This window comes from Nonomuraea sp. KM90 (assembly GCF_052246675.1).
GTDB lineage: Bacteria > Actinomycetota > Actinomycetes > Streptosporangiales > Streptosporangiaceae > Nonomuraea.
The window spans coordinates 1-23,057 of record NZ_JBQQCB010000150.1 but is presented as its reverse complement, the minus strand read 5'-3'; the positions used below and the strand labels follow the sequence as shown (position 1 = coordinate 23,057).

Below are 23,057 nucleotides of genomic sequence, written 5' to 3'. Positions count from 1 at the left end.
CGGCCTGGCCGGGCGCCGGGACCGTGGTCAACCTACGGAGACGGCGGTGGCGGCCTGGCGGATGACCGCGGCCACCGCGGCGGGGTCGGACACGTAGACGGCGTGACTGCCGGCAGTCTCGGTCACGGTGGAGCCCGCTCGCTCGGCCATGGCCCGCTGGGCGGGCGGGGGGATCATCCGATCCTCGGTCGCGACCAGGTACCAGCTCGGCTTGTGCCGCCAGGCCGGCTCGACGACCGCGCCGCCGAGTGCGTCCACCCCCCAGGGAACCTGGGAGTCGGCCATGAACGCGGCCTGTTCGGCCGGCAGGTCGGCGGCGAACGAGGCGGGGAACTTCTCGCGGTCCAGGAACAAAAAGCCGTCCACCGGCGGCAGGATCGGCGGGACCGGCGCCCCGGGAGGCGGGTCGGCGATCAGCGCGTTGACCGACTCGCCCTTGTCGGGGGCGAAGGCCGCGATGTAGACCACGGCGGCCACCTGGTCGTGCGTGCCCGCCTCGGTGACGACCACTCCGCCGTAGGAGTGGCCCACCAGGACGACCGGGCCTTCTTGGGCGTCGAGGACCTGCCGGGTCGCGGTGACGTCGCCCTCCAGCGACAGGGTCGGGTTCTGCACGACGGCGACGTCGTAGCCGTCCTGCTTCAGCAGGTGGTAGACGCTCTGCCAGCCGGACCCGTCCACGAACCCGCCGTGGACCAGGACGATGCGCGGGATTGTCATGGCTGTGCTCCTTCGCCGATGAGACCGTGAGGGCACTCACGCTAGGTCGCGGGGCGAAGGTGTCGATTGAGTCATTTGACTTGGTTCAGCGCATCTCTGAGCGCGGCCCGGGAGGTGACACCGAGCTTCGGGAACAGCTGGTACAGGTGATTGGCGACGGTACGCGGGGACAGGAACAACCGCTCGCCGATCTGCTTGTTCGTCAGCCCCGCCGCCGCGAGCTTGGCGATCTCCTGCTGCTGCGGGGTGAGTGCGGCCATCCCCGCGGCCCTGCCGGGCCCGATGGACAGGCCGGTGGCCCGCAGTTCGGTGCTCGCTCTGGCCGTCCACGGTGCGGCGCTGAGGCTGCGGAAGGTGTCGAGCGCGGCGGCCAGCTGGGTGCGGGCCCGGACGGTGGCTTTGTCTCGGCGCAGGCGTTCACCGTAGATGAGCTGCAGGCGGGCCCGCTCGAACGGCCATCGCTCCGCGCCCGCGGTGGCCAGGGCGGCCTCGAACAGCCGGCCGTAGCGGCCGTCGGGGGCGGCCATGGCCGCGCAGGCACCGGCGACCATCGTCAGCCGCGGCGAGATCACGGCCAGCCCGGCCTGCCGCACCGCGGCGGCATGAGCAGCCACTTCAGCGCGGCGCCCGCTGCGCCAGGCGGCTTCGGCCAGGTCGGTGACGGTCCACAACGCATGCGGCACGTACGGGGCCAGCACCCCCGCCGGGCTGATGGCGGACGCCTGCCGGTAGGCCTCGTCGAAATCACCGCTGCCCAGGGCCGTCAGTGCTCTGACCTGCCAGGCGTAGTGCTGAATCGCGCGGGCCCCGCGCGGCGTCGCCCATCTGGTCATCTGATCGGCCAGCTCCGTGGCGGTGTCCTGCTGCCCTCGCGCGGCGGCCAGCATCGCCCGCAGGTAGATCCCGGGCCAGGCCAGCAGCCGGTAGCCGTGCTTGTCGCACAATGCCAGGCCCTCGTCGACGACCTGCTCCAGCTCCTCCCACTGCCCCACGAGGAAGGCGTCGTTACCGAGCAGGAACAGCGCCTCGATCGCCGAGGTGACCGCTCCGCCTTCGCGACCGTGGCCGATGACCCGCCACAACCCGTCGCGGCACTGTCCCAGCCGGTCGACGTAGGCGCAGGCGATGCCGATGCGCGAGATACGCGCCGGGCTGATCTCCTGATGCAGACCCGCGATGACGGCATCCAGCCGGTCGAGCATCGGCGGCGCCAGGCGGGCCGGATCGGAGAAGGTCTTGCCGAGGATGTCCAGCAGTTCCGGAGGCCCTGGCCGCAGCCGGTCGATCGCCAGGTGGAAGGCTTGCCACAGCTCGGCTCGCCCGCCGAAGAAGCACACCATGAGCAGGGTGTACAGCCCCTCGATGAGGGGCTTGTTGTGGGCGTCACCGGGATCGGGCAGCATCTCGATCGCACCGGACATCAGGCGGTGCGCGCTGTCCACGTCGCCGTCGCCGTTGAGCAGGTGGTAGGCGCCGGCGACTGCGGTGGCCAGCGACTCGCCGCGCTGATCGGCCCGGCGTGCCTGCTCCAGCAGGTGCGGCGCGTCCCGAAGGTCACCGTTCACGATCGCGCCGAGGTAGGCGGCCTCACCCAGCCGTCCGGCCCGGTCGGGGTCGGCCGGACTCAACTCGGCCGCGCGCAAGAGCAGGGTGATGGCGCGGACGCCGTCGCCGCGCCGCAGGTTGGCGTGCGCCACGGCCTGGAGCAGGGCGGCGACCTCCTCATCAGCGCCCTCTGCCGCCTCGGCCAGGTGCCAGGCCCGGCGTTCCGGCCGGTCGGCGAGCCGTTCGGCCAGCAGTCGGTGTGCCGAGCGGCGTTGCTCGCCCGTCGACATCTCCACCACCGCCGAGCCCATCAGGGGGTGACCGAAGACCAGCCTCCTGTCTTGCTCGACCCGGACCAGCCGGGCCCGTTCCGCAGGGGACAGCGTGTCCGTCCCGTGCAGGACGGTCAGGTCGCCTGTCCCGTCCAGCGCGGCCAGCAGCAACAGGTTGAACGTGGCGGCGGGCAGATCCCTGATCCGAGCGGCGAACACCGCCTGCAGCCGCCCGCTGAGTGGCAAGATCGGGGGCAGCGCGCCGCCGGAGGCCCGTCGACTGTCACCGAGTGCCACCGGCAACTCCAGCAAGGCCAGCGGGTTGCCCTGGGCGTCGGCCAGCAGCCGCTGCCGCGCCCGCGGTGCCAGTGCCGGGTAACGTGCTCTCAGCAGGGCTGCGGCATCCTCGTCGGTCAGCGGCTGCAACTCGTACCCGGGCAGCACGGCGTGTTCGAAGAAGCTCTCCTCGCCCGAGCGCGACGCCGCGAGCAGCCCGGCCCGGCTGCCGGCGAGGCGTCGTGCCACGAAGCCCAGCACGGCGGCGCTGGCCCGGTCCAGCCACGCGATGTCGTCGACGACCAGCAACAGCGGACGTGTGGCGGCGGCCTGGCGCAGGAGCAGCAGAGCCGCGTTGGCCACCAGGAGCTGACCGGGCGGGGCCCCGTCCCCCAGCCCCAGAGCGACGCTCAGGGCCCGTTCGTGCGCCGGGTTCAGGTGTGGCAGGCTGGCCAGGAGCGGGTGGAGGATCTGGTGGAGGCCGGCGAAGCTCACCTCGGCCTCGAACTGGGAGCCGGAGGCGCGCACCAGCGTGTGTCCGGCCGCCAGCGCACGTGCCGCGGCGACCTCCAGCATCACGGACTTGCCGACCCCGGCCTCGCCCAACAGCATGAACGCGCCGCCCTGGATCGCAGCCTGGTCCATGAAGTCGCCGATCCGGGCGAGATCGCGTTCGCGTCCCATCAACGAACCGGCTGGATCAGAGATCAGCGGCGCGTTGACTAAAGGAGGTTCCCCTCCCGACATCGGACTCACGGATCTGACCCTACGCCCAGCCGTGGGCGCGGAGCTTGCACATGACGCCGATGAGGATGCACATCGCCTACCGGTCGGACAGAGTTGCGGGATAACGTTCGTTATCTTTAGCTCCTTGAGCAGCGTCCTTCACGTACTCCACAAGGCTGCTCGGCTCCCGCTCCTGCGCTCTGGATGTGGTTATCTACCGCCCGTCCATCACGGAGATCCCCCTGGAGTACGGATGCATGTTCAGCGGGTAGCAGTGCCTACCTCGCGGGTCACATCGTGGACGGTACTGGGTGACGACGCGGCCCCAGTGCCGCCGATCGAGCGGTATCTGGCCTATCTGACCGACATCGAACGGTCACCGAACACGATCAAGGCCTACGCCCACGATCTGAAGGACTGGTTCACCTATCTGGAGCAGCGTGGGCTGGACTGGCGCGAGGTCCGTCTGGAGGATGTCGGGGAGTTCGTGGCCTGGCTACGGCGGCCACCCAATACGCGCGACGGGCAGGTCACGGTCCTGCCGACGGTGGAACACCACTGCGGGGAGAGCACGGTGAACCGCAAGCTGTCGGCGGTCTCGGCGTTCTATCAGCATGCCGCCCGTCACGGCGTCGATCTGGGAGAGCTGCTGATGACCTGGCAGCCGGCGGGCCGCCGAAGTACGGCATGGAAGCCCTTTCTCCATCACATCAGCAAGGGCAAGCCACAACGACGTCGGGCGATCGCGCTGAAGGCGCCCAAGAAGCTGCCGCGGATCCTCACCGTTCAGAGTGCGTTCCGCGAGCTGATGTCCCTTTCGTCGGTGGGGTTGGGGTAGGTCGGCTGGCCGGAGACTTGCCGTTCGTGTCACGGGCGCGGCTGGGTGAACAATCCCGGCTCGGTCTCGACGAGGATGCCGCGGACGGCCAGGCGTTTGAGCTTGGCGCGGACGTTCTGGATGTTGTTCTGGCTCAGGGGCAGGTCCATGGCCAGGGCCAGGTCACGGGCGCGCAGGGAGCCGTCGACCTCGCCGAAGACGGTGAGAATCTGCTGGTAGGCGGGAATGGTCGGGGAGAGGTGGCGGCGGCGCGACGGGCTCGATCAGTGCGAGGTCCTCTTCGGCGAGGGAGAGGAGGGTCTTGCGGCTGATCCGCAGGTGCTCGATCGCCTGGCTGAGGTCGTTCAGACGCGCGGTAAGCGTGTCGATCTCCGCCTGGGTCTGCTCGATCTGGCAGGTCACAGAGCGCTCGCGGGCGTCGATCCGGTCCAGGAGCCAGGCGCCGGGGTCGGGCTGGCGCACGTCGGGCTCGGTCATGTCCACCGCCATGGCGGGGTGGGGCCATGGGTCAGGCGGCGGGACATCACGTCCGTCATTGCCCAATACACCCGCGATTCGGAACTGGCCGGCAGGTACTCGTAGTCGCGGACCAGACGCCGGTGGAACATCAAGATGCCGTATGCCTGCTCGACGACCCATCGTTTCGGCTGGGGGACGAATCCCTTGTCGGTGGGGTTGCGTTCGATGATCTCGACGTCGATTCCCAGGTCGGAGCTGTGCGCGACGACCGTGTTCTTAAAGCCCTGGTCGACCAGCGCTTTGGTCACCGTGCCCTCGATGGTGGCGGCGACCCGGTCCAGCAGGGCGATCCCGGCGGTGTTCTCATGTGCCGAGGCGGCAAGCATGACCACGGCGATGACCAGCCCCAGCACGTCTACCGCCAGGCCGCGTTTTCTGCCCGGCACGCGCTTGGCGGCGTCCTCGTTCGGCGGGGCGACCTTCATCGGTGCCACCGGGTTCGGCGTGGTGACCTTCACCGGCGACGCCTACTTCGGCGGGGCGACCTTCACCGGCGACGCCTACTTCGGCGTGGTGACCTTCACCGGCGACGCCTACTTCGGCGTGGTGACCTTCACCGGCGACGCCTACTTCGGCGTGGTGACCTTCACCGGCGACGCCTACTTCGGCGTGGTGACCTTCACCGGCGACGCCAACTTCACCGAGGCGACCATCACCGGCAGCGCCACGTTTGGCGGGGCGATGGGACTGGACAGCGCGGAGCTGGGGGATGTGCGGGTGGCGCCGGCGGCCGCTGACGTGATGCGGGTGTGGCCGCCCGGCTGGCGGGTGGCGGCGGGGGCGGACGGGTGGCAGACGCTGTGCCTGGCAGCCATCCCGGAGGGGGAGACAGCGGCGGGGAGCGGGGCCCCCGAGGGATCCCCGGAGCCGGAGGGGTTGACATAGGGCTCCTTAGCGAGCCGCCATCCTACTAGCCCAAGCGCGCGCCGCCGTCGACCGCGCCACCGCCTACGGCGTGGCGTGCGAGCTCATCCGCGGCGACGAGGTGGACGACGAGAGCGGCAGCCCCTGCGACGCCGAGCACCTGTATGAGGCCTGGTGTGGCTGCCCGACGCAGGCTATGAGGAACTGGCCTGCCCGTCACGCTGCGGTCGCGGTGGGCACCATCTCCGGCGCCAAAAGCCGGCCGAACCCGAATGCCCGCTACGGGGGCGACCCCACGGCCGGAGGCTCGCGCCCATGACCGGCACGGCGACCGCCTTGCCCACTACGCGCGATTGGTGCGCCCCTACACGTCTGCTCTGAGTCGCTCCACCCGCGCCCGGTCAATCTTGGTGAAAATGCAGGTCGGGTGGGTATGAGCGGGCGGCCCACGGGGCATTGACGCGGGCGTCTCACATCATGTCGGAGGAGCGCCATGTCCTTGTCACGTTTCATCGCCTTGTCGGGACTGGTGCTCGTGCTGGCGACGGGCTGCGCCGGCCCGGCCACGATGCGGATCGTGCCCGCCAGCCCGGTCTCTCCGACCGCGGGGGCTCAGCCGGTCTTTCGCCAGCCGCAGGAGCTGAGGAGCAGCAACGGCCTGCTGCGCGTGCGGCTGGTGGTGGAGCGGCGCACCGTCCGGCTGGCCGGGCAGGACGTGCGGGCGATGACCTACAACGGCCACTACATGCCGCCGACCCTGCGCCTGCGGCCCGGCGACCGGCTCGATCTGACCCTGGTCAACCGTCTGGGCGAGCACACCAACCTGCACACTCACGGCTGGCACGTCTCACCGAGCGGCAATTCTGACAACATCTACCTGCACATCATGCCGGGACAGAGCTACCACTACAGCTATCGGCTGCGCGAGGACCTCGCCCCCGGCACCTACTGGTACCACTCGCACGCGCACCCGCTGTCGGAGCCGCAGGTGCTGGCCGGGCTGTCCGGCGCGATCGTCATCGACGGCCTGAAGCGCTACCTCCCGCCCGGCCTGCGCGGCATCACCGAACGGCTGATCGCGCTCAAGGACGTTCAGATCAAGAACGGCGTCATCCCCACAGCCAACATCGACAGCAACGCCCCCACCAACCGGACCGTGAACGGACTCGTCAACCCCATCATCGGCATTCGGCCCGGCGAGACCCAGCTGTGGCGCCTGGCCAACATCGGCGCCGACATCGCCTACAACGTGCAACTCCAGGGCGCCCGCTTCACCGTGCTGGCCCAGGACGCCAACCCGGTCGACCGCACCTGGAGCGACGACGCGCTGCTCCTGCCACCGGGCAGCCGCTACGACGTCCTCGTGCAAGGCCCTCCGCCCGGCCGGACCCAGCTGATCACCACCGCCTACAGCACCGGCCCGGACGGGGACGACTACCCGCAGACCACGCTCGCCACCCTGCACTCCGCCGGCAACCCCGTGCGGCCGGCCGCCCTCCCGGCCGACTTCGCCGAGATCGACGACCTGAGCCACGACCCCCTGGCCCAGCGGCGCACCATCACCTTCTCCGAGAACGACCAGACCAGCCAGTTCTACATCAACGGCAAACAGTGGGCCGCCGACCGCATCGACGTACGGGCCAAGCTCAACACCACCGAGGAGTGGGTCGTCCGCAACGTCGCCGACGAACAACACACCTTCCACGTGCACGTCAACGACTTCCAGCTGATGAGCGTCAACGGCAGACCGTACCCGTTCCGCGGCTGGCAGGACACCGTCCAACTTCCCGCCCGCGGCCAAGTCGTCATCCGCATGAGATTCCACAACTTCACCGGCAAGTACCCCTACCACTGCCACATCCTCAACCACGAAGACAACGGCATGATGGCCAACCTCGAAGTCGTCCGCTGACCATGGGCTACGCGGCGTGGCACCGTTCCCCGACATGATCGGGCCACCACAATGAAACGACCTGATCACGATGGCGGGGGGAGAGAGCAAGTGCGGCCTGTGAGATGCACGGCGGTGGCGATCGCCCTTCTGACGGTCCAGGCTCTTCCCGCTGCGGCCGTCCGCCACGACAACGGGCCGCCGCCGTCGCCGCTGCGCAAACTGTCGTCCTTCCGCGTCATGCCACGCGTGCTGCACCAGAGGGACGTTCTCCGCGTCCTGATGAAATGTCCCGCCCGCGCCAACCGCGGAGTGGTCGGCTCCACCGCGTTCACCCTGAAGGGCTCCTGGCGCTCCTTCCGCGAGGCAGGAGTCAACCTCTCCAACCGCGGCTTCGGCAAGCACGCCATCTCCATCTCCCGCTTCGCCGAGCCCGGACACCACGACGTCCACATCAAGTGCGTCAAAGTCACCATCGACCACGCAACCGGCTTCAAGAACGTCGAGCTGCTGCGTCGCGCCTCGACCTCGATCCTGATCCACCCCGTCAAGCTCCACCCCGAGCACACCTCTGATACGACTCAGCCGCCGGTGCCGCAGCAGTCCCCGACCCCCCCGCGCTGAGGTGCGGGCTCGATCCCATTGCGGTGGAGGATCTCCCATACCGTGGAGGGGGCGATCTTGATTGCCAACATGGCCAGCTCGCCATGGATGCGCCGGTAGCCCCAGCTCGGATTCTCCCGGGCCAGGCGCAGGACGAGGGTTTGGATGCGGCGGTGGGTGGGCGGTCGGCCAGGCCCTTTCGGGCGGGATGCCTTGGCGTGGTGGCGGCGTAGTAGGTCGCGGTGCCAGCGTAGGACGGTCTCGGGGGAGACGATCAGGTGGAGCTGCCGCAGCCTGAGCCGAGGGAGTCGGTGGAGCAGAGCGGCGAGGAACGCCCGGTCGGATCGGGTGAGGCGGGGTTTGTCAATCTGACGTGGCAGGACGACGAGTTGGTGGCGCAGCGCCAAGATCTCGATGTCCTTGTTGGTGTCGCTCATCGGCAGCAGCCGTACGACGGCGAACAGGCTCGTGAGCGCTAGGTAGGGCAGTCGCAGCAGCACGATGCATCATCCTGGCGTACCCCGCCTCGTGGTCTTCAGCTGTGTCGAGAACCGGCAGGTCACAGCCCATGGATAGGGTTTTCGGCACCTACAGGCGAGCGGCTCGCTGCGAGAAGCAGCGGATCTTTAATCTGCTGGTCAGAAAGACCTGGTGAGCAAGGCGAGCCGGCTTGGCCAAGGCTTGATCTCGCCTGAGGCCACTGTTGACCGGCGAGGCCGTGCAGGCCTTCTGGCTTGATCTTCTGATGGTCGTCACCGGGGTCTGAACTGACGATAGCCCTCGAAATGATCTACCGTCGTACACGATCCATACACAAGAGCAACCACCGAGCAACCAACCATGATCAACAGCGCGATTCGAGGCCGGCGGAAACCGAGAAACCCCAGGTCGAACGCGGTATTGGTGAGTAGGGCGGGTGGGACTTGAACCCACGACCCACGGATTATGAGTCCGATGCTCTGACCGGCTGAGCTACCGCCCCTGGATTGAGTTGTACGGCGCACCGCAAGGCGACGAGAGGATCTTGTCGAGGCTCCGTGCAAGCTAAGGCTAGAGCATCGGATCCGGTCGTGGTGCCCGGCTGAACGGGAGACAGGTCTCCGCCGACATCATTCCATGCCAAGCCCCGTGAGTGGAGCCCAAGTCGATCTTAATCTCGAGGGTGCCGGGAGTCGGCAGGAAAATGGGGTGTGGTGGGGGAAGGGTCCGGTTAGGGTTCGGGGGGTTGGTCGGGGTTGGTGGCGGCACGGGTCGAAGCGGGTCGGTTATCCATCTTCCCATGGGGTGGTCGCGGGTTCGAGTCCCGCCGCGGCTTCGGCTGTGTAGCTCAGTGGTAGAGCACCGAGTGCCGGTTCGCGGTCCCATATCCGTGCCGCCTCCAGAGCCCGACCGGCGAGGAAGGGGAGGCGGGCGTTTCGCGCCCGCCTCCCAAGCCGAGCCGCATCGAGTCGAGCCGCATCGAGCCGGGCCGCATCGAGCCGGGCCGCATCGAGCCGGGCCGCATCGAGCCGGGCCGCATCGAGCCGGGCCGCATCGAGCCGGGCCGCATCGAGCCGGGCCGCATCGAGCCGGGCCGCATCGAGCCGGGCCGAGCCGAATCGGGCCGAGCTGAGGCGGGTTATGGACGGTTCAGGCCCAGCGTGTACGAGCCGGAGCCGCTGTAAGCGTGCACGCGATACCGGTAATACCCGGACGTACCGCTGTAGCTGATCGTCTCGTCAGGGTTCGGGCTGTCGCCCCTGGCCACCACGGACCAGGTCGAGCCGTTCCACTTCTGCAGGTAGACGTCGAAGTCCACGCCGCTCGGCCCGTCGAGGCAGGCGGCGTGGGTGCCCGAGACCGTCGCCTGGTAGTAGGAGCCGTTCGGCTGGTACGCGCTCTGGTTCGAGCTCAGCGACCCACTGTACGTCTCCTCGTACCCCTGGCATCCCGGCGGCGGCGGGTCGGTGCCGCCGGCCGTGACCAGCGTCAGGCCGCCCGTCGAGAGGATCTCGCCGATGGGCTGGAAGTACGTGGTGCCGCCCACCGAGCAGTTGCCCGAGCCGCCCGACGTCATGCCCTGGGCCTGGTCGCCCGAGATGAACGAGCCGCCCGAGTCCCCGCCTTCGGCGCACACCGTGGTACGCGTCAGGCCCGACACCGTGCCCTCCGGGTAGTTGACGGTGGAGTTGAGCGCGGTGACCGTGCCGCAGTGCCACTGGGTGGTGGAGCCCGAGCGGCAGATCGAGCCCTGGGGCTGGGTGACGGCCGAGCCGCGGACGGGGAGGATGCCGGCGCTGTAGCCGTTCACCACGCCGGGGGCGGTCCAGTTGGAGTTCGTGGCCACCCAGGCGTAGTCGTTCCCGGGGAAGGACGAGATCTGGAACGTGCCCTGCGCCACCCGGTTGAAGCCGGTCGTGGTGACGCCGTTGGAGCCGCAGTGGCCGGCGGTGGTGAAGCCGAGCTGGGTGCCGCGCCTGGCCGCGAAGCCGACCGAGCAGCGGTAGCCCTCAGAGGTGTAGTACGCGTCCCCGCCCCGGATGTCGTAGAACAACCGCGGGCGTTCGGCCGACTGCTCGAACTTCACGGCGGCGGCGTCCATGCCGCTGGCGGCCACCCAGGATCGGGCGGCCTGCTCGTCGCTGGTCAGGACGACGATGGAGTTGTCCCGGGGTGAGACGGCCCAGCTGTGTACGGTGCCCGGTGGCGCCGTCCGGTCCAGACCCTCCTTGACCGCGCTGAGCTGGGCGAACGAGCGAGGTACGATGGCGGCCCGGGCGCCGGCGCGGGTGATCTCGGCCGTGTCCGCGGCGTCGACGCTGGCCACGACCAGCGCGCTCTCGGCGCCCTCATACCAGATTCCGGCATAGCGGTCGCCGAGCCTCTTGCTCAGGCCGGGGCGCGGCGGCGTTGCCGCGGGCCTCGTTCGCCAGGCGGTTGAGCGCCTGCTCCTTCGTGATGCCGAGGTCGCGCTGCACGGCGTCGACCACGCCGGACGGCGGTTTCGCGGTGGCGACGGCAGGGGTTGCCGTCATGACTAACGCGCCGATCGCGATCGCGATCAGCGCCGGGGTCCGGAGCATGATTGTCTCCTCGCTGCTGGGGGTGCCGTCACGGTAACGGCGAGCCAGGAAACGGAGGAGTACTACTTTGCCCCTATCACCGTGTTATGGAGCGGTGCCGTAACCCGGGTTACGTACCAGCCAGTCGTAATAGACGGGACTGCGGCGTACCGCGTCCATGTGGGCCTGCTTCGCCTGCGCCACCACCCAGGAGGCCTCGGGGGCGGTGGGATGCCGGCCGAGGAGCTGCCGCCAGCGCAGCGGCGCGCCGACCAGCGGCACCATGGTCAGGCCCTGGGCGGCCTGGTGGGTGGCCTGGCAGAGCACGACGGCCCGGCCGACCTGCGCGAGATGGGCACAGGTCGGTACGTCGGTCTCGTAGATCGTGCCAGGCGTGAAACCCGCCCGCGCGCACGCCATCGCGAAGCAGTCCGCGAAGCAGCCGTCGCCCGGCGTCACTGCCCACTGCTCCCCGGCCAGGTCGGCCAGGGCCACCTCCTTCTCCTTGGCGACGGGATGATCCTCCGCGACCAGGCAGAAGACGGGGTCGTTGCTGATCGTCTCCCACAGGAGCGTGCCGGTGGGGGTGCCGGAGTCGCCGCAGGCGCCGGTCAGCACGTAGTCGAGGCGGCCGAGCTCGACCATGCTGTTCAGCTCGTGCGTCGACCAGGACGTGTACGTGCTGACCGTCCGCTCCGCGGCGAGCCGGTCGACCAGGCCGCCGAGTATCGGCCCGTTGGTGGCGCCGATGCGGAAGCCGGGGGAGGGGGCGTGAGCGAAACGTACGGCTTCGTCCTGCAGCTCTTTGGCTGCGGGGAGAAGCACCCGTGCCCGGGCGAGCACGAGTTCGCCGAGGCGGGTGGGCCTGGCGCCGTGACGGTCACGCTCGAAGAGGGCGCCGCCGAGCACCCTCTCGATACGCTTGAGCTGTGCGGTCAGGGCTGGTTGTGCCAGCCCGAGCAGGGACGCGGCCTTGCTCACACTTCCCGCGTCCGCGACCGCGCGGACGATCCTGAGGTGCCTGAGCTCGAGGTCCATAACGGGAAGGTAAGGCGGCGATCTCTTACAAACAATGGCTAAATGTCAGGAAATGTGACAGATATTGTTTGAGGGTTCCTGGGGTAGGGGGAGCCCATGACGACGATGGGAATAGATGCTGCCCAGCTCAGCGACGATGATCTCGTACGCGAGCTGCGCCAGTTGCACCTCACCCGCAGCGATACCTTTTTCCACGGGTCGGACGACGCGCTGTCCATGCACACCGCCCGAACCAGCGAGCTGGAGGCGGAATATCTCCGCCGCAACCCGGATCGCGAGGTCGATCCCCTCCGGTTGAGGGAGGGAGCGAGGCAACGCTCATGACCGAGGGTCATGATGTCCAGGCCCTGTCGGACGTGGACATCCACGTGTACGAGGCCGTGGCGTCCAAGGTGGTCGAGTCCGGCGGCGCCGGGCTGGCGGGCCTGGTGCGATCTTCCGGGCTGACCGAGGAGGAGGTGCGGGCGAGCCTGGCCACGCTGGTCGAGCACGGGTACGTGGTGCCGAAGGGCGACGGGTACGGGCTGGGGCCGCACACGTTCGAGGTCGAATACTGAGGCTTGGCCGTACGCGGGTCAGGCCGGGTCGGGGCCGAAGGCCGACAGCGCGCGGAGCACGCGTGCCCGGTCCGCCGTGACGCCTGCCGCCCGCTGCCCGGCCGCCTCCTCCGGCGTGAACCCGGCCGCGCACCAGGTCGCCACCTCCGCCAAGGGGACGGCGCCCCACCAGGCGGCCAGCACCTCCACCGCGGGCAGCCCGGTCCGCGCCGCCTCCGCGGCCGTGAACCCGAGTGCCCTGAACACCCTCGCGTCCCCCTGGTCCACCCGGCGCCGCGCCCATTCCTCGGCCTCGGCGCCGGGCCAGCCCGCGTCGGCGTAGGCACGGGCCACGTCCGCGGGCACGCCGGCGCGCAGCAACCGCCGCAACGCCTCCGCGAGCGCGGGGTCGGGCTCGGCGGCCGGCTCCGGAGCGGCCAGCCGGGCCAGCAAGGGGACCCGGCGCGGTCGCTCGCCGGCCAGGTGCCTGCGGGCCGCGTCATGCGGGGCGACGCCCAGCTCGTGCCAGCGCACCGCCTCCACCGGCGTCATGCCGGCCCGCTGCCAGGCGATGACCGTGTCGGGGGTGGCGGCGGCGGTACGCCAGAGCCGGGCGTCGGCGGGCGCGGTCACACCGGCCGCGCGCCAGGCCGCCGCCTCCTCGGGCCCGAACCCGGCCGCCCGCCACCGCCGCACCTCTCCCTGGGTGAAGCCCTCCTCCGAACCGTCCCACCGTGCCACACCGAGCTCCTTCCCTATCTACCCTGCCCGTTGCGGGTATCCGGCCGGCGTGCCGCCGCGTCTGAGGTCGTCCGGTCCCGTGCGGCGGGGTGTTCCGTCATGCGGCGGCTTCCGCGGGCAGGGGTGTTCCGTCATGCGGCGGCGTCCGCGGGGTGGGGCGGGAGGCGGACCGTGTTCGCCCAGGGCGGTGCCGCGTGGCGGTCGCCGAACAGGCAGAGCACGACGTGGGGACGGGGGCGCCGGTCCGGCCACGGCGTGTCGCCGTCGGTCAGCACGATCAGCAGGTCGGCTCCGGTGGCGGCGGCCGCGGCGAATCCCGGCCTGAGGTCCGTGCCGCCACCTCCGGCCAGCTCGATCCGGGCCGCGGCACGTACGCGCTGGGCCGGGTGGGCCTCGGTGTCGCAGCAGATCACGTCGACCTGGCGGTTCCCGGCCGCCCGCAGCACGCCGTCCAGCTCGCCGAGGGCCTGCGCCAGCTCGGTACGGGTGACGCTGCCCGAGGTGTCGACCAGGACGGCGATCCGGGGGAGCGGGCGTACCAGCGCGGGCAGGACGATCGACGGCACGGACGCCGCCCGCCTGGACGGCCGGGTGTAGCTGTAGTCCACCCGGCCCGCCGCCAGCGTCAGGCCCCTCCTGACGAGCCGGGCAAGCCTGGCCCGCCAGTCCACCTCGGGGCGCAGCGTCGCCTCGACCCAGCGCCGCCAGCCGGCGGGGGCCGTGCCCCGCGCCTCGATCTCGGCGGCCACGGCTCTGGCCAGGAGCTCGCGCTCCAGGGCCGTCATCGCGCTCGGGCCGGTGAACGGGGGCCGGGCGCACGCGGTCAGGTGGGGCGGGACGTCTATGAGATCGAGGAGCTCGGCGTAGCGTTCGGCGAGCAGGCCGTCCGGCAGGCCCAGCGCCTCGGGGGAGATGGCGTCACCGGGGGTGTCTTCCAGGTCGCCCGCGAGGTCGTCGTTGATCTCGGCGTCGGCGGCCCGGGCCCAGCGCAGGCGCGGCTCCGGCTCCCGGTACGGCTCTGCTCTGGCGTGGTGGTCCCTGAGCAGGTGGCCCACCTGGTGGAGCAGCCACCAGCCGAGCTCGGGCACGGGGGTGGCGGCGGTGGCCGCGGGGTTCACGTGCACGTTCCAGTGCTCGTCGGCGGGGAGGCGGGGCGGGGCGGCGTCGTGGACGAGGGGGGTCAGGGCGAAGAGCGCCGAGGCCAGGTACGGCGCCCGCGCGGCCGCCCACAACCGCGCCCCGGCGAACCGCTCGCCCGCCGCCCGTTCGTGGTCTTCCGGGCGGTTCATGGCATCAGCCCGGCGGAGCGGAGGATCGGGGCGAGGTCCAGGACGGTGGACGGCAGGGTCGCGCCGTGCGGGCGGCGGGCGGCGAGGGAGCGGGCGGCGCTGGCGGCCACGTCCGGGGTGCGCCTGGCCACCCGCGCGATGAGCGCCCATGCCCGCTGCCACGAGTCCGCACCTCCGTCGGCGGCCACGTGCGCCACCACCGACCCGAGCACGGCGTGCACCCGGTCCACGCGGTCGGGCAGTGGGGCGGTGGGATCGGCGAGCAGGGTCTCGGGGTCGGGCAGGTCCAGGTCTCGGAGCCAGGACAGCAGCTCGAACCCGGCCGCCTCCCCGACGGCACCAACCACCAGCTCGGCCCGCACCCGCTCCGCCTCGGCCGGCCCCACCCCGAAGCCCCCGCCCTCGGCGACACCGGTCCCCGAGGCGTGGGCCGAGCCGGAGAGGGCGCTCGTCCGCGAGGTGCGGGCCGGGGTCGCCCCGAAGGGGGTGTCCGTCTCGGAGGCGCCGGAGGCGGGGCTGGGCGCGGAAGCGTGAGCGGGGCCGGTGCGCAAGACGGTGGCGGAGGTGCAGGCCAGGGCGGAGGTGGAGGCCAGGGCGGTGGGGGAGGTGCAGGCCAGGGCGGTGGCGGCCAGCTCCCACGTACGGGGACTCGGCCACGCCCGCCCCGCCCCCTCCGGTACGGCGAGCACCAGCTCAGGCCGTACCCGCAGAAAGGCCCCCACCAGCGCCCGAGCCCGCCCGATCTCCCCGGCCCCCAGCACGAGATCGGGCGCCGACGGCGCGGCGAACCCGCCGGTGAACCCCTCGGCCACCGAGGCGGCGCTCACCTTCCAGTCCAGATGGATCAGCCGGTTGGCAAGTGGCGCCGACAGGTCCCACCCGTCGGCGGCCTGCTCCGGCGGGTTGGCCGCCGCCACGATCCGCACGGAGGGCGGCAGCGTCAGGTCCCCGACCGTCCGCTCCAGCACCACCCGCAGCATCGCGGCCTGGACGGCGGGCGGCGCGGTGGTCAGCTCGTCCAGGAAGAGGATCCCCGACCCCGCCGACGCCAGCCGTTCCGCCCACCGCGGCGGCGCGAACCAGGTCCGCCCGTCGCGCAGCACCGGCAACCCGGCGAAGTCGCTCGGCTCCCTGATCGAGCCCACCACGACCTCCACCGGCAGTCCGAGCCGCTCCCCGAGCGCCAGCACGGCCGACGTCTTCCCGGTCCCGGGCGAGCCCCAGAGGATCACCGGCAGGTTCGCCGCCACCGCGAGGGACAACGCGTCCACGAAACACACCCCCGTCAACTTTGATTGACCAAGCTAGGGTCAACGTAGGTTGACGCGAGGTGGAATGTCAAATCTCCAGCACGAGCTTGCCGACGAAGTCGCCGCTTTCCATCAGCGCCTGCGCCTTGGCGGCCTCGGCCAGCGGGAAGACCTGGTCCACGTGCACGGCCAGCCTGCCGTCGGCCACCAGCTCGGCCAGCGCGGCCAGCCCCGCGTGGTCGGGCTCCACGACGAGCACGCTGTGCCGCAGCCCGGCCTCCGTGTACGCGGCCACGTCCTCGGGCGTCATCCCCGACACGCCGATGAACGCGCCCCCGGGCCGGATCAGCGGCAGCGACCTGGCCGGATAGTCCCGGCCCACGATGTCCACCACGAGATCCACCTCGGACACCGCCGACGCGAAGTCCACGCCGGTGTAGTCGATCACCTCGTCCGCCCCGAGCCCCCGGACGAACTCGTGCTTGGCCCCACGGGCCGTGCCGATCACGTACGCCCCGCGCAGCTTCGCCAGCTGCACGGCCAGGTGCCCCACCCCGCCCCCGGCGGCGTGCACCAGCACCCGCTGCCCCGGCGAGACGTCGGCGATGTCGGAGAACGCCTGCCACACCGTCAGCCCCGGCATGGGCAGCGCCGCCGCCCGCACGTGGTCGATCCCGGCGGGCTTGAGCGCGAACTGCCGCGGCCGGGCCACCACGTACTCGGCGTAGGCCCCGGCGTAGAGCGGGAAGTTGAGCATGCCGAACACCTCGTCGCCCGGCTTGAACCGGCCGACGTAGGCCCCGACCTGCTCGACGACGCCCGACACGTCCCAGCCGGGGGTCAGCGGGGGCGTGGTGTAGTCCGGCGGGTACGGGGTCCGCCGCAGCTTCCAGTCAGGCGGGTTGACCCCGGCGGCCTTCACCCGTACCAGTACCTCGTGCGCCTGCGGCTCCGGCCGCGGCACTTCGGTCAGTTCCAGCACCTCGGGCTCGCCGAACGAACGGTAAACGATCGCACGCATGTTCTCTGTCACGGGATCCATGCTGGTCACCCGAGGTACCTGTTGTGAAGAAGGCACCTGTTTGGTATTCAGGTACCTGATGGATACCACCTTTCCCGATCTCCGGAGCTTCGGCGGCGCCGACGCCTTCCTCCAGGCGTGCAAGCCCCGCACCGTGCTCGACATCTTCACCAACAAGTGGACCGGGCTCGTCATGGGAGCGCTGCTCGACGGGTCCAGGCGGTTCAACGAGCTGCGCAGGATGCTCGACGGCATCACCCAGAAGATGTTGTCGCAGACCCTGCGCACCCTGGAGCGCGACGGCCTGGTCACCCGCACCGTCTACCCGACGATCCCGCCCAGGGTCGACTACGAGCTCACCGACCTCGGCCGCAGCGCGATCGGCGTCCTCCAGGCCATCGGCGCCTGGGCGGGCGAGCACGCCGACCAGGTGCACGCCGCCCGGCAGGCGTACGACGAGCGGGCCAAGGAGCCGGTCAGAGCCGTCTGAACGCCCACGACGAGCGGGCCGAGGAGCCGGTCAGAGCCGTCTGAACCGGGCCCACGCCACGAAGGCGCCGCCGAACACGGCCATGGCCAGGCCCGTCCACAGGTTGATCGCGCTGCCCAGGGCGCCCACCACGATCAGGATCACGCCGTACAGCAGGAACAGCCCGCCGATCATCATCCGGATGTCGCTCACAGGATCACCCCGTACATCAAGGCCGCCAGGACGACCGCGCCGGTGCCGAGCAGCACGGGCGAGCGGTACCACCGCGCGTCCCCGGCCAGCGCGTCGTCCTCCAGGTCCACGGCGCTGAGCCCGTACACCAGCCCGCGCAGCTCCTCGGCCGGCTTCGGCGTGGTGAACAGCGTGACCACCACCGACACCACCACGTCCACGAAGAAGGCCAGGCCCGCGCCCCAGAAGCTGGCGTTCAGCTCGGTGCCGAAGTCCACCAGCCCCGCCTTGTACGACAGGTACGAGGCGAAGGCGGCCACCGTGCCGGCGAGCAGCCCCCAGAACCCGGCCCACGGCGTCATCCGCCGCCAGAGCAGCCCCACGATGAACGTCGCGAACAGCGGCGCGTTGAAGAACGAGAACAGCGTCTGCAGGTAGTTCATGATGTTGGAGTAGCCGGCGGCGATGAACGCCGTGCCCACCCCCAGCGCCACGCCCGCCACGGTCGCGATCCGGCCCACGCGCACGTAGTGGCTGTCGTCGCGGTCCCGCGCGAGGTGCGCCTGCCAGATGTCGTTGGTGAACACCGTGTTGAACCCGCTGATGTTGGCCGCCATCCCCGCCATGAACGAGGCCAGCAGCCCGGTCACGGCGATCCCCAGCACCCCGTTCGGCAGCAGGTCGCCCATGAGCACCGGGATCGCGTAGTTGTACTCCCGCTGCTGCCCCCACCCGCTGAACAGCACGAGCGCGATCAGGCCGGGCAGCACCGTCACCAGCGGGATGAGGATCTTCGGGAACGCGGCGACGATCGGCGTCAGCCGGGCCGCGTTCGTGTTCCTGGCCGACAGGGCCCGCTGCACCTCGGCGAAGTTCGTCGTCCAGTAGCCGAACGACAGCACGAACCCCAGCCCGAACACGATCCCGATCCAGTGCGCCTGCATCGGGTTGTCACCGGTCGCCGTGTTCGCCCAGGTGTGCAGGCCGCCCTCGCCGAGGGTGCTCTGGCGTACCTTCTCGAACAGGCCGGAGAAGCCGCCCACCTTGATCAGCCCGAGCACGGTGAGCGGGATCAGGCCGGCGAGGATCACGAAGAACTGCAGGACCTCGTTGTAGATCGCCCCGGAGAGCCCGCCGAGCGTGATGTACGTCAGCACGATCACCGCCGACACCACCACCGAGACCACCAGCGGCCAGCCCAGCAGTAACTCGATGACCAGCGCCAGCGCGTAGAGGTTGACCCCGGCGATGAGGACCTGCGCGACCGCGAACGTGATCGCGTTCAGCAGCTGGGTGGCCCCGTTGAAGCGCCTGCGCAGGAACTCGGGGACGCTGCGCACCTTCGAGCGGTAGTAGAACGGCATCATCACGATGCCGAGGAACACCATCGCCGGCACCGCGCCGATCCAGTAGTAGTGCAGCGTCATCGCGCCGTACTGCACGCCCTGGGCCGCCATGCCGAGGATCTCGATCGCGCCCAGGTTCGCCGACACGAACGCCAGGCCGGTGATCCACGCCGGCAGCCCGCGCCCGGCCAGGAAGAAGTCCAGGCTGGAGCTGATCCGTTTTCGTGCGGCGAACCCGATGGCGAGCACGGTGGCGAAGTAGATCGCGATGAGGACGTAGTCGAGGAGGTTCACGTCGAGTCGCACGGCCACCCCGCTACCCCGAAGGTGGACCGGTGAACGCCGCTCACTTTACTGTCAGAGGGTGGATGTCGCCGATCTGAGTCCCGCCCAGGCGCGGGAGCGCTTCCGCGCCGGCGAGCGCAGGCCCACCGCCGGCTGGTGCCGGGGCTGGGCCCAGGCCAATCTCATCGCCGTGCCCAGCGAGCTGCGGTACGAGCTGCTGCTGTTCGCCCACCGCAACCCCCAGGCGTGCCCGGTGCTCGACGTGGGGGAGCCCGGCGCCTGGTCCACCACGCTGTTCACCGGCGACCTTCGTACGGACCTGCCCGGCTACCGCCTCTACCGCGACGGCGCGGCGGTCGCCGACGTCGGGGACGTGGTGGCGGAGTGGCGCGCGGACCTGGTGCCGTTCCTCATCGGCTGCAGCTTCACCTTCGAGCGGGCGCTGCTGGCCGCCGGGGTGCCGGTGCGGCACCTGGAGGCGGGCACGAACGTGCCGATGTACGTCACCGACGTGCCCTGCGAGGCCACCGGCCGCCTGTCGGGCCCGCTCGTCGTCTCGATGCGGCCGGTGCCCGGCGAGCTGGTGAAGACCGCCGTCGAGGTGAGCGGACGCTACCCGATGGTGCACGGCGCGCCCGTGCACACCGGCGACCCGGCCGGGATCGGGATCGCCGACCTGGCCCGGCCCGACTACGGCGACCCCGTGGAGGTGCGGGCGGGGGAGGTGCCGCTCTTCTGGGCCTGCGGGGTGACGCCGCAGGCGGCGGTGCTGGCCAGCGGCGTCGAGTACGCGATCGGCCACCTGCCGGGCCATATGGCGATCATGGACGTCCGCGACGACCACTATCTAGTGACTTGACGAGATATTTCGCCGTGTAGGTGGATGCTTCGGTCAGCTGGGCCGGGGTGCCCTCGAACACCACCCTGCCCCCGTGCTGCCCGGCCTCCGGACCGAGGTCGATCACCCAGTCGGCGTGCTTGACCACGTCGAGGTCGTGCTCCACCACGATCACCGTGTTGCCCTCGCCCACCAGCCGGTCGAGCAGCGCCAGCAACGTGTCGACGTCGGCCATGTGCAGGCCCGTGGTCGGCTCGTCGAAGACGTACACCTGACCGTGCTCGCGCAGCCGGTGCGCCAGCTTCAGCCGCTGCCGCTCCCCGCCCGACAACGTGCTCAGCGGCTGCCCGAGCGTCAGGTAGCCGAGCCCCAGCTCGCCCAGCCGGGCCACGCCCGGCAGGTCGAACGCCGCCGCCGCCTCGTCCGCCGTCATCGCCAGCACGTCCGCGATCGTCCGCCCGCCCACCGTGTACGACAGCGCCTCCGCGTTGTACCGGCTGCCCCCGCACAGGTCGCACACCCGCGTCACCGGGTCCATGAACGCCAGGTCGGTCCTGATCTCGCCGCGCCCCTTGCACACCGGGCACGCCCCGGCCGAGTTGAAGCTGAACATCCCCGGCGCCACCCCGTTGGCCTCGGCGAACATCCTGCGCAGCGGGTCCATCGCGTTCAGGTACGTGGCGGGGGTCGAGCGGGCGGAGGCGGCGATGGCCGACTGGTCGATCAGGACGGTCCCCGGGTGCCGAGCCACCAGCTCCTGCCGCATCAGCGTGCTCTTGCCCGACCCGGCCACCCCGGTCACGGCGGTGAGCACGCCGAGCGGCACGCGTACGGTGACGTCCTTGAGGTTGTGGGCGCTCGCGCCCGCCACGGTCAGCCACCCGGACGGCTCGCGCACGCGCTCCTTGAGCCCGGTCGTGCGCCGCAACATGCGGCCGGTCAGCGTGCCGCCCGAGGTCAGCCCGGCCACCGTGCCCTCGAACACCACGCGCCCGCCGTCGGCGCCCGCGCCCGGCCCCAGGTCGACGACGTGGTCTGCGAGCGTGATCAGGTCGCGGTCGTGCTCGACCACCAGCACCGTGTTGCCCTTGTCGCGCAGCTCCACCAGCAGGTCGCCGAGGCGGTGCACGTCGCGCGGGTGCAGGCCGACGCTGGGCTCGTCGAAGATGTAGGTCATGCCGGTCAGGCTGCTGCCCAGGTTGCGCACGGTCTTGAGCCGCTGCGCCTCGCCGCCCGACAGCGTCGGCGTCTCGCGGTCGAGGCTGAGGTAGCCCAGCCCGATGGCGTCGATCCGGCGCAACGACTCCACGGCCGCCTCCGCGACCGGGTCACCGAGGCGTTCGAGCACCTCGATGAGGTCGGTGACCTCCATCGCGGCGTAGTCGGCCAGGTTGCGGCCGCCGATCCGGGAGGCCAGGGCGGCGGCGTCGAGCCGGGCGCCGCCGCAGGCCCCGCAGGTGCGCTCGCGTACGTACGGCCGGGCCTCGGCGTCCACCTGCTCGCGGGCCCGCTTGAGGTAGAGCCGGTCGAAGCGGACCACCACGCCCTCGTAGGTGCTCATGTACTCGCCCCGCCTGACCTTGAACCCGCTCCCGTGCAGCAGCAGCTCCCGCTCCCGACCGGTGAACTCGCGCAGCGGCTTGTCCGGGTCGAACAGCCCCGAGGCGGCGTAGATCTGCCACGGCGCCGTGCCCACCGGGTGCAGGGCCAGCGCGCCCTGGTTGAGCGACAGCTCGGGGTCGATCAGCCGGTCGAGGTCCAGCTCGACCGTCCGGCCCAGGCCGTCGCAGCCCGGGCACATGCCCTGCGGGTCGTTGAAGCTGTAGGCCGTGGCCGGGCCCGCCGACGGCTCGCCGCGCCGCGAGAACAGCACCCGCAGCAGCGCCTGGACCTCGGTCATCGTGCCCACCGTCGAGCGGGCCCCGCCGCCGACCGGCTTCTGGTCCACGACGACGGCCGCCGTCAGGTTCGACATGCGCTCGGCCCGGGGCCGCTCGTGCTTGGGCAGCCGGTTCCGGACGAACGCGCTGAAGGTCTCGTTGAGCTGTCGCTGCGACTCGACGGCGATCGTGCCGAACACGATCGACGACTTGCCGGAGCCCGACACGCCGGTGAACACCGTGAGCCGCTCCTTGGGCAGGCGCAGCGAGACGTCCTTGAGGTTGTTCTGCCGCAGTCCGGTCAGCTCGATGTCGCGCGACACGTGCCTACCTCCCATAGCTTTGGCTACTACTATTAGCTTAAGCTATCCGGCATGGCAGACATTCCCGACCGCCGGGCCCGGCGGAGAGCCGAGACGCAGGCCGAGATCCTGCGCATCGCGCTCGACGTGATGGCGGAGGAGGGGGTCGCGGGGCTGAGCCTGGCGACCGTGGCCAGGCGGCTGGGGGTGCGGCCGCCCTCGCTGTACAAGTACTTCCCGTCCCGGCACGCGGTCTACGACGCGCTGTTCAAGCTCGGGCAGGAGGGCTATCTGGCCGCCGTACGCGGGCCGGGGGAGCCGGGGCTGCGCGGGATGGGGGCCTCGCTGGAGGCCGGCGCCCGGTGGATCATGGACAACCAGGTGCTCGCGCAGCTCCTGTTCTGGCGGCCGGTGCCCGGATTCACCCCGTCGCCGGAGTCGTACGCGCCCGCCCTGGCCATCCACGAGCACTTCGCCACGCTGATCAGGGACGCCGTCGAGCGCGGCGAGCTGCATCCGGACGCCGCCGGCGAGGAGGGCCTGGCGCTGGCCGCGAGCCTGATCGCCGGGCCGAT

Annotated in this window: 25 protein-coding genes and 1 tRNA gene; 9 read left to right on the top strand and 17 right to left on the bottom strand. The window is 70.8% G+C overall.

The window, feature by feature from the left end:
* Nucleotides 1–27 precede the first annotated feature (27 nt).
* Complete coding sequence (locus ACTWPW_RS55920) at nucleotides 28–720, bottom strand: alpha/beta hydrolase (protein WP_375118207.1); 693 nt, start codon at nucleotides 718–720, stop codon at nucleotides 28–30.
* Between the two features lie 71 nt (nucleotides 721–791).
* On the bottom strand, nucleotides 792–3,497 hold the full coding sequence (locus ACTWPW_RS55915) for a LuxR C-terminal-related transcriptional regulator (protein WP_443173810.1): 2,706 nt from the start codon (nucleotides 3,495–3,497) through the stop codon (nucleotides 792–794).
* 370 nt (nucleotides 3,498–3,867) lie between these two features.
* Here ACTWPW_RS55915 and ACTWPW_RS55910 point away from each other — a divergent pair, with 370 nt between their 5' ends.
* Nucleotides 3,868–4,377 carry a site-specific integrase gene (locus ACTWPW_RS55910; RefSeq protein WP_443173809.1) on the top strand — a complete coding sequence of 170 codons (510 nt, stop codon included), beginning with the start codon at nucleotides 3,868–3,870 and terminating at the stop codon, nucleotides 4,375–4,377.
* 162 nt (nucleotides 4,378–4,539) lie between these two features.
* Here the strand turns inward: ACTWPW_RS55910 and ACTWPW_RS55905 are convergent, their stop codons facing one another.
* Both ACTWPW_RS55905 and ACTWPW_RS55900 read right to left on the bottom strand, forming a co-directional pair.
* Nucleotides 4,540–4,854: a hypothetical protein gene (locus ACTWPW_RS55905; protein ID WP_375118204.1), complete on the bottom strand. Its 315-nt coding sequence runs from the start codon at nucleotides 4,852–4,854 to the stop codon at nucleotides 4,540–4,542.
* The gene (locus ACTWPW_RS55900; protein ID WP_443173808.1) at nucleotides 4,851–5,354 is read right to left on the bottom strand and encodes a transposase; all 504 of its coding nucleotides are present in this window, start codon (nucleotides 5,352–5,354) and stop codon (nucleotides 4,851–4,853) included. The genes ACTWPW_RS55905 and ACTWPW_RS55900 overlap by 4 nt, the downstream gene beginning before the upstream one ends.
* Between ACTWPW_RS55900 and ACTWPW_RS55895 the strand changes: the two genes are divergently transcribed.
* The 3 genes from ACTWPW_RS55895 (at nucleotide 5,287) to ACTWPW_RS55885 (ending at nucleotide 8,275) form a co-directional block, all read left to right on the top strand.
* Nucleotides 5,287–5,781, top strand: coding sequence for a pentapeptide repeat-containing protein (locus ACTWPW_RS55895; RefSeq protein ID WP_443173807.1), 495 nt, complete (start codon nucleotides 5,287–5,289; stop codon nucleotides 5,779–5,781). The two genes, ACTWPW_RS55900 and ACTWPW_RS55895, sit on opposite strands and share 68 nt — an antisense overlap.
* A gap of 472 nt (nucleotides 5,782–6,253) precedes the next feature.
* On the top strand, nucleotides 6,254–7,672 hold the full coding sequence (locus tag ACTWPW_RS55890; protein WP_443173806.1) for a multicopper oxidase family protein: 1,419 nt from the start codon (nucleotides 6,254–6,256) through the stop codon (nucleotides 7,670–7,672).
* Nucleotides 7,673–7,786: 114 nt separating this feature from the next.
* Nucleotides 7,787–8,275: a hypothetical protein gene (locus tag ACTWPW_RS55885; protein WP_443173805.1), complete on the top strand. Its 489-nt coding sequence runs from the start codon at nucleotides 7,787–7,789 to the stop codon at nucleotides 8,273–8,275.
* Here ACTWPW_RS55885 and ACTWPW_RS55880 read toward each other — a convergent pair.
* The 6 genes from ACTWPW_RS55880 to ACTWPW_RS55855 all read right to left on the bottom strand — a co-directional run bounded on the left by ACTWPW_RS55880 (nucleotide 8,233) and on the right by ACTWPW_RS55855 (nucleotide 12,333).
* Entirely contained in the window at nucleotides 8,233–8,754 is a 522-nt protein-coding gene (locus ACTWPW_RS55880; protein WP_443173804.1) for a hypothetical protein, read from the bottom strand. The two genes, ACTWPW_RS55885 and ACTWPW_RS55880, sit on opposite strands and share 43 nt — an antisense overlap.
* Nucleotides 8,755–9,162: 408 nt before the next feature.
* A tRNA-Ile gene (locus ACTWPW_RS55875) sits at nucleotides 9,163–9,236 on the bottom strand.
* A gap of 345 nt (nucleotides 9,237–9,581) precedes the next feature.
* Nucleotides 9,582–9,833, bottom strand: a complete 252-nt coding sequence (locus ACTWPW_RS55870) for a hypothetical protein (protein WP_443173803.1) — start codon at nucleotides 9,831–9,833, stop codon at nucleotides 9,582–9,584.
* Nucleotides 9,834–9,872: 39 nt separating this feature from the next.
* Nucleotides 9,873–11,060, bottom strand: a complete 1,188-nt coding sequence (locus ACTWPW_RS55865; RefSeq protein ID WP_443173802.1) for a S1 family peptidase — start codon at nucleotides 11,058–11,060, stop codon at nucleotides 9,873–9,875.
* A 22-nt stretch (nucleotides 11,061–11,082) separates the two neighbouring features.
* A complete protein-coding gene (locus ACTWPW_RS55860) occupies nucleotides 11,083–11,316 on the bottom strand; it encodes a hypothetical protein (RefSeq protein ID WP_443173801.1) in 234 nt (77 codons plus the stop codon).
* 84 nt (nucleotides 11,317–11,400) lie between these two features.
* A complete protein-coding gene (locus ACTWPW_RS55855) occupies nucleotides 11,401–12,333 on the bottom strand; it encodes a LysR family transcriptional regulator (protein WP_375108969.1) in 933 nt (310 codons plus the stop codon).
* A gap of 96 nt (nucleotides 12,334–12,429) precedes the next feature.
* On the opposite strand from ACTWPW_RS55855, the gene ACTWPW_RS55850 reads away from it, so the two are divergent.
* Both ACTWPW_RS55850 and ACTWPW_RS55845 read left to right on the top strand, forming a co-directional pair.
* On the top strand, nucleotides 12,430–12,657 hold the full coding sequence (locus tag ACTWPW_RS55850) for a DUF6158 family protein (protein ID WP_375108970.1): 228 nt from the start codon (nucleotides 12,430–12,432) through the stop codon (nucleotides 12,655–12,657).
* Nucleotides 12,654–12,890 (top strand): hypothetical protein, encoded by a 237-nt coding sequence (locus ACTWPW_RS55845; protein ID WP_375108971.1) that lies wholly within the window; start codon nucleotides 12,654–12,656, stop codon nucleotides 12,888–12,890. The genes ACTWPW_RS55850 and ACTWPW_RS55845 overlap by 4 nt, the downstream gene beginning before the upstream one ends.
* Before the next feature lie 18 nt (nucleotides 12,891–12,908).
* On the opposite strand, the gene ACTWPW_RS55840 is transcribed toward ACTWPW_RS55845, so the two are convergent.
* The 4 genes from ACTWPW_RS55840 to ACTWPW_RS55825 form a co-directional block, all read right to left on the bottom strand.
* Nucleotides 12,909–13,610, bottom strand: coding sequence for a hypothetical protein (locus ACTWPW_RS55840; RefSeq protein ID WP_443173800.1), 702 nt, complete (start codon nucleotides 13,608–13,610; stop codon nucleotides 12,909–12,911).
* Nucleotides 13,611–13,741: 131 nt separating this feature from the next.
* Nucleotides 13,742–14,899 (bottom strand): vWA domain-containing protein, encoded by a 1,158-nt coding sequence (locus ACTWPW_RS55835; protein WP_443173799.1) that lies wholly within the window; start codon nucleotides 14,897–14,899, stop codon nucleotides 13,742–13,744.
* Complete coding sequence (locus ACTWPW_RS55830; RefSeq protein ID WP_443173798.1) at nucleotides 14,896–16,170, bottom strand: AAA family ATPase; 1,275 nt, start codon at nucleotides 16,168–16,170, stop codon at nucleotides 14,896–14,898. The genes ACTWPW_RS55835 and ACTWPW_RS55830 overlap by 4 nt, the downstream gene beginning before the upstream one ends.
* 67 nt (nucleotides 16,171–16,237) lie before the next feature.
* Nucleotides 16,238–17,191, bottom strand: a complete 954-nt coding sequence (locus ACTWPW_RS55825) for an NADP-dependent oxidoreductase (protein ID WP_375108975.1) — start codon at nucleotides 17,189–17,191, stop codon at nucleotides 16,238–16,240.
* A gap of 58 nt (nucleotides 17,192–17,249) precedes the next feature.
* Between ACTWPW_RS55825 and ACTWPW_RS55820 the strand changes: the two genes are divergently transcribed.
* Nucleotides 17,250–17,660 carry a winged helix-turn-helix transcriptional regulator gene (locus tag ACTWPW_RS55820; protein WP_443173797.1) on the top strand — a complete coding sequence of 137 codons (411 nt, stop codon included), beginning with the start codon at nucleotides 17,250–17,252 and terminating at the stop codon, nucleotides 17,658–17,660.
* Between the two features lie 30 nt (nucleotides 17,661–17,690).
* Here the strand turns inward: ACTWPW_RS55820 and ACTWPW_RS55815 are convergent, their stop codons facing one another.
* Together ACTWPW_RS55815 and ACTWPW_RS55810 are read right to left on the bottom strand one after the other, a co-directional pair.
* Nucleotides 17,691–17,852, bottom strand: coding sequence for a hypothetical protein (locus tag ACTWPW_RS55815; protein WP_443173796.1), 162 nt, complete (start codon nucleotides 17,850–17,852; stop codon nucleotides 17,691–17,693).
* Complete coding sequence (locus ACTWPW_RS55810; protein WP_375108978.1) at nucleotides 17,849–19,483, bottom strand: sodium:solute symporter family protein; 1,635 nt, start codon at nucleotides 19,481–19,483, stop codon at nucleotides 17,849–17,851. The genes ACTWPW_RS55815 and ACTWPW_RS55810 overlap by 4 nt, the downstream gene beginning before the upstream one ends.
* A gap of 58 nt (nucleotides 19,484–19,541) precedes the next feature.
* On the opposite strand from ACTWPW_RS55810, the gene ACTWPW_RS55805 reads away from it, so the two are divergent.
* A complete protein-coding gene (locus ACTWPW_RS55805; RefSeq protein WP_375108979.1) occupies nucleotides 19,542–20,321 on the top strand; it encodes a putative hydro-lyase in 780 nt (259 codons plus the stop codon).
* Here the strand turns inward: ACTWPW_RS55805 and ACTWPW_RS55800 are convergent.
* Nucleotides 20,284–22,503 carry an ATP-binding cassette domain-containing protein gene (locus ACTWPW_RS55800; RefSeq protein ID WP_443173795.1) on the bottom strand — a complete coding sequence of 740 codons (2,220 nt, stop codon included), beginning with the start codon at nucleotides 22,501–22,503 and terminating at the stop codon, nucleotides 20,284–20,286. The genes ACTWPW_RS55805 and ACTWPW_RS55800 overlap by 38 nt on opposite strands.
* Nucleotides 22,504–22,554: 51 nt before the next feature.
* Between ACTWPW_RS55800 and ACTWPW_RS55795 the strand changes: the two genes are divergently transcribed.
* On the top strand, nucleotides 22,555–23,057 hold a 503-nt coding region (locus tag ACTWPW_RS55795), incomplete at its 3' end, for a TetR/AcrR family transcriptional regulator (protein WP_443173794.1).